We start from the raw sequence: 7,926 nt of genomic DNA, 5'->3' as shown, positions 1-7,926 counted from the left end.
GGTGCGACGAAGGCTTGAAAGGCATGACTAAACAGCACCACAATCGCACTGAGTCCACGTAAACTTTCCAGTTGCAGAATGAATGTTTTGTCTAAGGGTTGATAGCTTGATGATTTAATGTTTAGCGAGCGAATTTTTTCAAACATATTGATTCGTCCAATTAACTCACCACGTGAATATCACTCGCACCCGAGCCGAGAGGTCGCACCTGTATTTGTACTGGAATGCGTTCGTGCATCTCTTGAATATGTGAAATGAGGACGACTTTACGCCCTTGATTTTGCAATTGATCCAACGCATTCATCACCATGTGGAGCGAAGATGCATCTAAGGTGCCAAAACCTTCATCGATAAATAAGGACTCGATTTTCATTGAACCCGAAGCCATATTGGCAATCGCTAAGGATAAGGCGAGAGAAGTCAAAAATGACTCTCCACCAGAAAGCGAGGCAACTGAACGTGTTTCGCCATCCATATCATGATCAATAATTGCCAGACTCAGTGAATTGTCCAAACGTTTTAAGGTGTAGCGATTGGATAAAAGTGTCAGTTGTTGATTGGCATATTCCAATAAAATATCGAGGTTATATTGCTGTGCCAAATCTCTAAACTCTTTGCCTTTGGCATCACCAATCAAGCTAGAGATTTTATTCCAACGATGTTCTTCTTGTTGGATTTGCTGAATTTGATCTGCGAATTGCTTTTGTTTCGCAAGATTGCGTTGATGGACTTCGAGCTTGAGTTTGAGTTGATCTCGTGCTTCAAGCTGTGTTTTTAGGGCAACGCTATTCTCTTGCATCAATTGTTGTAATTGTGCCCAATCCATCTCAGGTTGATATGCTAAGTGTTCCGTCAATTGTGTTTGAATGGTGTTGAGCACAGATAGGGCATCATTGAGACGTTGTTCAGCATTTTGTATTTGCTGACGAATCTGTTGTTCCTCAGCAGGGCGAATCTGCGATAAAGCCCCTAAATCATGTGCCTGAAACTCACGATGCTGTTGAAGCCAAGTTTGGATTTCAGCATTCACATGGTTTAAGTTGTTCTGAGATTGTTGTTGCTGTGCTTGGAGCTGTTCGAGTTGACCTTTGAGTTGTTCAAATTGTAGGCGCACCTGATCATAGCTGAGCTTATGTTGTTGATATTGGCTTTGGAGTTGTTGCCGAGTTGAATCATGTTCAGCCAGCCATTCATTGGGTTTGACCTCAGTTAAACCTGTCATCGTCTGAATCAATTGTTGCGCCAGTTCGGTGTTTTCTTGCCCTTTTTGTTTGATCTCTTTCAGACTGTGCTGTGCGTCAGCCATCTGTTTGTCGAGATGCTCTAAATTGAGCTGTACAGAAAGTCCTTGCTGTGTGGCGTGTTCAAGTCGTTTTGCGGATTGTTCTAGCTGATTAAGCTGTTCAAGACGTTGCTTTAATGTGGCGTAAATCCGTTGTGCGCTGTTCACAGGCTGTTGTTGCCAATGCTGTTGTTCAACGCTAGATACGCAATGAAAAATATGCTGTACGTGTTGTTGTAAGTTCTTTGCTGTCGATAAAACATGCGCAAGCTCTTGAATGCTTTGCTCAAGTTGTTGCTGTTGTTTATTGGCTTGAGTGATGTTATTCAGCTGTGTTGCAAGCTGTTCAATGTCTGTTTTAAGTTGTTGAATAAATTGATTTAATTTGTCTTGAATATCAGTCTGCGATTGCGCCAAATCCAGTTGAATATTGGCGTTATTCAGTTGTTGTGTTAGTTCATTTTGCGCTGTTTCTACTTTGCTAATGAGTGATAAATGTGTCGCCTTATGTTGCTCCACTTCACTTTGCGATTTGGTCAAATTTTGCTGAGCGATTTGCCACGTTTTAAAATACTCTTGTTCTTTGGTAATGGCTTGTTGCTCTTGCTGTTGTTGCAATTCAAACAGTGCTTTGGAGGGCAGAGCATCATCAGTTTTAAACGGATGCGTTGAACTGCCACAGACTAGACAGGCTTCGCCATCTTGCAGTTCTGCTCGTAAATGTTCAATATTTTCCGCATGGAGCAAGCGTTGCTGTTGCAAGATGTTTTGGATTTGCTGACGTTCATTTTGCGTAGCCTGATAGGCTTGTTCCGCTTGTTCAGTCGCTTTTTTGCGTTGTTGTACTTGTACAGTTGCATTGTTGAGTTTGACATGGATTTGTGCAGATTCATCTTTTAAGACAAACCATTGTGCGATTTTCTGTTGCATAAAATCGAATTGATTCAACTGTTTTAAACGCATCTCACGTTGTTGTCGCACTTGCTCAAGCTGAGCTTCAATTTGCTCAGCGTTGCCATATTGCGAGATGTTGCTTTGTAGGGATTGTTTTTGTTCAGCAAGTTGCTGTTCAAGCTGATTTAAATCCTTGCATTGATTTTCAATTTCTTGATATTGAATGATAAATTGATCTAATTGGTGCAGATGTGCAGTTAAACCTTGATCTAGACTATGGAAATGTTGACTCGATTTAAGCTGTTGCTTCAATTCATTTTGTTGTTGTTTAAATTGTGAAAGCTGTTGCTCAATCTGTTGTTTTTGATCGAGTAATGGCTGTTGTGACTGTGCTAAATCTTGCGATTTAAGCTGTAATTTTTTAAATTCCGCACCGATAAAGTCACGTTCTTGCACGCATTTACGGACATCATTCAATGCATTTTGATTTTTATGTTCAAAGTCTTGGAGCTGATTTAAAGCAGATTCGGTCTGCTGATATTGCGTTTTTTTAATTTTAAATTGCTTTGCTAAATCATCAAATTGGCTTTGCTTTTGCGCAATCTGCGGGCGAAGTTCTTGCTCGGTTTTTAGCAATTGCTGTTGTTGAAATACATTTGGACGAATGTCTGAAAATATTTCTAATCGTTGCAATTGCACTTTTTCAGGTGCTAAGTCTTGCTGTGCTTTGCGATGAATATCGACAGTTTGTTGTTTGAGGATGATGTCGCTATCCAATTTCTTTTTACGTTCAAACCATTGCTGTTGTTGGTGAAATTGTGATTTTTCCAATTCCATTTTTTTATATTCAGCATCTATCAACTGAAATTGGTGGGTAGATTCAGCAAAGTCGTCATCAGATAAAATCTCGATATGCCCAAGGAAATTTTCCAATTCTTTACGTGCGGTGGCAACTTCTTTGGTCTTGGCAAAAGCCAATTGTCCAATCTTGGCAAAGATGGAGGAATTGGTTAAATATTCAAGTAGTTCACCACGTTCATTGTCACGTGCCTTTAAGAATGCAGTGACTTCGGACTGTGCGAGCAATACCGCTCGGGTGAATTGTTCAAAGCTCAGTTGGGTGATTTTTAAAATATTTGCATCGACCGATTTGGCTTTGTCGGCGATCACCACATCATCGGTTAAGCATTTGAGATAGCGTTGTACATTTTGCAGTTTGCCGTCGGCTTTTTCACGGGAACGCTTCAACTCCCAGCGGGCGAGATAATGCTTCTGATCTTGCGCCACGAAACACAATTCTGCAAAGCCATGCGCTGTGCCACGACGCAATACCGTCAGTGGCGAATTGGTCAACAGCTCGGTGCCATCCACATCGGTGAGTTTGCCATCACTGTCTTTTAAACGAGGAATTTTATTAAACAGGGCAAGGCACATTGCATCTAAAATAGTCGATTTTCCTGCGCCTGTTTTGCCGATAATCGCTACCAAACCAGCCGATGCCAACGGTTCAGATTCAAAATCTATAAAATGCTCACCTGAAAGAGATGCCAAATTTTTGAGTCGGATAGATAAAATTTTCACGGCAAATCCTTAACTGCTTTGATCATCTTCAAGTGTTTTCTGTGCTTCTTCGACCAAACTCAAAAAATCCTGTTGCACCAAATCATCTTCGGCATAACCATGCTTTTGCCAAATTTGTTGAAAGAGTTTTTCAGGTGTCGGTGGTTCTAAATTAATCGTTTTGGCGATGTTTCCATCATGTTCAGTGGCTAAATATTGCCGAGCAATACGCACTAAGCGATAGCGATTTTTCGGCAAGGCATCTTCGAATTGTTGGCGCAAATTCGGCTGTGGTGGCACATTGGTGTGATATTCGATATCGACATATTCACGTTGATCAATATGTTCAATTTCACCTTGTGGTAAGGCGCTGAGTTGTGTGAAAACCTCAGTCAGTTCACCTTTTATTTTATGTAATTGCACACTGCGAGGAATCAAAATCGGTTCTAAAAGTAGGCGTGCATGATCACTTTCTTCGGTGCTGTTTTTTTGAGAAGAGTGTGCTTGCGGATCAATGGTCACTTCAAGAATCTGATGTTTATAATTGATCTCACCAAACGACAGCGGAATCGGCGAGCCACTATAGCGAATATGCTGTTCTTGGACTTTTTGCGGTTTATGCAAATGCCCCAAAGCGACATAATCAATCACCTCATCGAACAGCGCAGTAGACAGCGCTTCCTCATGACCGATAATAATTGGGCGCTCAGAATCAGAAGTTTCACCGCCTTGCATGTGCGCATGTGACATCAGAATCAGCGCTTGCTCAGGCGTTTTCTTTTTCTTTGCTTCAGCAATCAGTTGTTGATGCAGATACGCAATCGCATTTTGACTATTACTGGTCTGTTCATTAAATCCTGTAATCTCCGCAGGACGCAAGAAAGGCAGGGCTAAGCACCACGCCACAATGACTTGATTTTCATCATAAATCGGCACAAGTAAACGCTCTAAATCAATCTGTCCGTCGTTATTTTTATGGATAACGCCAACGGCTTTGGCATTGTATTTGGCGAGTAATGGCTCAATTTGCTCAATGCGATAGCCTGAATCATGATTGCCTGCGATCATTAAGGTTTGCATATTCGGTGCAAGGTCATGTGCATCGGCTAAGAATTGATAAAGCTGTTTCTGAGCAGAAGATGCAGGATTAATCACATCAAAAATATCGCCTGCGATGAGTAGGGCATGCGGTTGTTTTTGCTGAATTTGCTCAAGTAACCATGCTAAAAACTGCTCATGTTCATACTGACGAGAATGTTGATAAAAAAATTGACCCAAATGCCAATCCGCAGTATGAAAAAAACGTAAAGTCATCGAAGTTACTCAGCCCAAACCATAAAAATCGCTGATGTTAAATTAACATAAATCGCGTGCTGAAAAATGCTTTTCACAGTGATGTGCGACATATTCAGTCGTCATAAAATTGTATTATTTTGAAGTGGCAAATTTGAAACAGTGCTTAGCCTTGTTTTAACTGGTTGAATTGTTGCGCGACGACTTTCAGCGCTGCGGTTTCATGTGACCAACGATATACCGTGTCCTCAAGTTGTTGTACATTGTCCAGTTTCTTAAAAATCAGTAGATCCCCTGAACCATTACTGGCGATAGCAATCGCATCAATGGGAAAGCCACCCCATTGTTGGGCTTGTTTAGTTTCATAAATGATGTGGTTGCAAGTTCGCTTGATGCGCTTTTTATCCGCTTGATCGAAAAATGGAAACAGTTGCCATAGATCATCATCGGCAACGACTTCACCACCATTCATTTCGATCATTTTTGCTTTAAAACAAGGTGGGAAAGTCAGTCCGAGTTGTTGTTCCGTTTGTGCGATGTATTTTTCATCAATTGGAAATGGCATAGATCGAGATTCTCCGAGTGTGATTTTAATTCATTTTCAATCGGTCAATTTATTGCGCCGACTCATCCACTTCAAAAATCCCAAACACATTATTGTCAAAATCCACAAAATAACCTTGCCAACAACGTCCTGCGATGGCAAATTTTGGCATGGCTTCGAGTCCGCCTAATTCTAAAATTTTCTGTGCTGTTGCATCAAAGTTTTCCATTTGAATCGAGCACGTATAAGCATTGGTGCCGTACTCTACAGGCGGGACTTGGCAAGGGCGTTGTAGCAGTCCGCCGTGCATACCATCGCTTTCGATGCGATAATATTCAATCGGCAAACCCTCGACTTATTCAACGCGCCAACCGAAAACTTGCTGATAAAATTCGGCATCACGAGATGGGTTAGACGATTGGATTTCAAAATAAGCGATCGAATTAATTTTATTTTCCTTGCTGGCTAATAATGCCATGTATGTCTTTTTCAGGATAGACGAAATAGGTTATGATTCGCTATTCATTTTTTAGACCATAACATTACGATGCAACCATTTGTCCTGTATAACTCTGAGCAACGTCAAAAAGCCACATTCCAACCGCTACGTGAAGGCGAAATTAACCTTTATGTCTGCGGGATGACGGTGTATGACTACTGTCATATTGGGCATGCTCGGGTGATGGTTGCATTTGACTATATTACACGCTTCCTGCGCAGTCAAAATTGGAAAGTGAACTATATTCGTAACATTACCGATATTGACGACAAGATCATCAAACGTGCTAATGAAAATGGCGAAACGATTAACGAGTTAACCGATCGTTTTATCAAGGCGATGAATGAAGATGCGCATGCGCTTGGCTGTCTTGATCCTGATCAATCGCCACGTGCTACGGATTATATTCCGCAGATGCAGGACATGATTAATCAGCTCATTGAGAATAATGTGGCATATCCTGCACCGAATGGCGATGTCTATTATGCGGTGGAAAAATTTGCCAAATACGGTCGCCTATCAGGTCGTAAGCTTGAAGATATGCAAGCTGGTGCGAGTGAGCGGGTCGATGTTGAAGTGCAAAAGCAACATCCATTTGACTTTGTGCTGTGGAAATCTGCAAAACCCTCAGAACCATCTTGGCAGTCACCGTGGGGAAATGGTCGTCCAGGTTGGCATATCGAATGCTCTGCGATGTCAACGTGCTGTCTAGGGAATCACTTTGATATTCACGGTGGCGGTGGCGATTTGATCTTCCCGCATCATGAAAATGAAATTGCACAAAGTGAAGGCGCAACGGGCGAGCAATATGTGAATTATTGGATGCACGTTGGTTTCGTCAATGTCGATGGCGAAAAGATGTCAAAATCATTGGGCAATTTCTTTACCATTCGTGATGTGATGGAAAAGTTCCACCCTGAAGTGATTCGTTATTTTATCCTGTCATCGCATTATCGTAGCCCGATCAATTTCTCAGACAGTGCGCTCAAAGAAGCTAAAAACGCCTTAACTCGCTTTTATCAAACCAATAAAGCGGTGCAAAATAGCGATGTAGTACAGCAGATTTTAGCCTCGATTAAACTCGAATCTGTGCAAAGTGCAGATGCCTATCAACGCTTTGTCAAAGCCATGTCAGATGACTTCAATACACCTGAAGCGTTATCCATCTTGTTTGAACTGAGTCGTGAAACCAATCGTGCAATCAAAGCTGAAGAATGGCAACAAGCAGCGACTGCGTATGCAACGCTCAACGCCTTATGTGAGATCCTCAATATTGCACAGCATGATAACGATGAATTCTTAAAGTCAGACGTTGGTGCAGAAAATAGCTTATCTAATGACGAAGTCGAAGCTCAGATTCAAGCCCGTGCTAATGCCAAGAAAGCCAAAAATTTCGCTGAAGCAGATGCAATTCGTCAGGCTTTACTCGATCAAGGTATCGTGCTTGAAGATAGTCGACAGGGTACGACTTGGCGCCGTGTTGATTAACTATATCAGGCACTTTAACTTTGCTACTGCGTTAACCTCACTCGAAGTACGACATGTACCTCATCGCTTGGTTGCCTTGTAGCAAAATGAAATTGCACTGATTATAGGTTCGAAGGCGGTATTTGATAAAAATTAAACTGTTGTGCTAAAAATTCGTCAATCGGCTGAATAATATAAAAAAGTTGTTGACGGTGACAATATGATGACTATAATAGCGTCCACAAAGCGGGAATAGCTCAGTTGGTAGAGCACAACCTTGCCAAGGTTGGGGTCGCGAGTTCGAGTCTCGTTTCCCGCTCCAAATTCTAAAAGCCTCAATCAAAAGATTGGGGCTTTTTTTATGCCTGCTTTCAATCACTTAGAAAG

4 protein-coding genes, 1 tRNA gene and 1 pseudogene are annotated in these 7,926 nt (G+C 41.7%); 2 read left to right on the top strand and 4 right to left on the bottom strand.

Annotated elements, in window-relative coordinates; genetic code table 11:
- Positions 1-160: 160 nt before the first annotated feature.
- From ACE3PQ_RS07060 to ACE3PQ_RS07045, 4 genes and pseudogenes are all read right to left on the bottom strand, one after another.
- Positions 161-3,757 carry an AAA family ATPase gene (locus tag ACE3PQ_RS07060; protein ID WP_374296456.1) on the bottom strand — a complete coding sequence of 1,199 codons (3,597 nt, stop codon included), beginning with the start codon at positions 3,755-3,757 and terminating at the stop codon, positions 161-163.
- A 9-nt stretch (positions 3,758-3,766) separates the two neighbouring features.
- Positions 3,767-5,050: an exonuclease SbcCD subunit D C-terminal domain-containing protein gene (locus tag ACE3PQ_RS07055; RefSeq protein WP_374296454.1), complete on the bottom strand. Its 1,284-nt coding sequence runs from the start codon at positions 5,048-5,050 to the stop codon at positions 3,767-3,769.
- Positions 5,051-5,195: 145 nt separating this feature from the next.
- Positions 5,196-5,594, bottom strand: coding sequence for an SMI1/KNR4 family protein (locus tag ACE3PQ_RS07050; protein WP_374296452.1), 399 nt, complete (start codon positions 5,592-5,594; stop codon positions 5,196-5,198).
- A gap of 49 nt (positions 5,595-5,643) precedes the next feature.
- Positions 5,644-6,021: pseudogene (locus ACE3PQ_RS07045) on the bottom strand (VOC family protein).
- Positions 6,022-6,120: 99 nt separating this feature from the next.
- On the opposite strand from ACE3PQ_RS07045, the gene cysS reads away from it, so the two are divergent.
- Both cysS and ACE3PQ_RS07035 read left to right on the top strand, forming a co-directional pair.
- A complete protein-coding gene (cysS, locus tag ACE3PQ_RS07040; protein ID WP_374296450.1) occupies positions 6,121-7,560 on the top strand; it encodes a cysteine--tRNA ligase in 1,440 nt (479 codons plus the stop codon).
- A 225-nt stretch (positions 7,561-7,785) separates the two neighbouring features.
- Positions 7,786-7,861: transfer RNA gene (locus tag ACE3PQ_RS07035), tRNA-Gly, on the top strand.
- Positions 7,862-7,926 lie beyond the last annotated feature (65 nt).

Source organism: Acinetobacter sp., assembly GCF_041911495.1.
Taxonomy (GTDB): Bacteria; Pseudomonadota; Gammaproteobacteria; order Pseudomonadales; family Moraxellaceae; genus Acinetobacter.
Note: the sequence above shows the minus strand (reverse complement) of the source record. Positions and strands in the feature narration are given on the sequence as shown.

Bases quoted from the DNA above. Each gene is read 5' to 3' on its own strand.
- ACE3PQ_RS07055 (WP_374296454.1), bottom strand. From the start codon at position 5,050: ATGACTTTACGTTTTTTTCATACTGCGGATTGGCATTTGGGTCAATTT.
- ACE3PQ_RS07050 (WP_374296452.1), bottom strand. From the start codon at position 5,594: ATGCCATTTCCAATTGATGAAAAATACATCGCACAAACGGAACAACAA.
- cysS (WP_374296450.1), top strand. From the start codon at position 6,121: ATGCAACCATTTGTCCTGTATAACTCTGAGCAACGTCAAAAAGCCACA.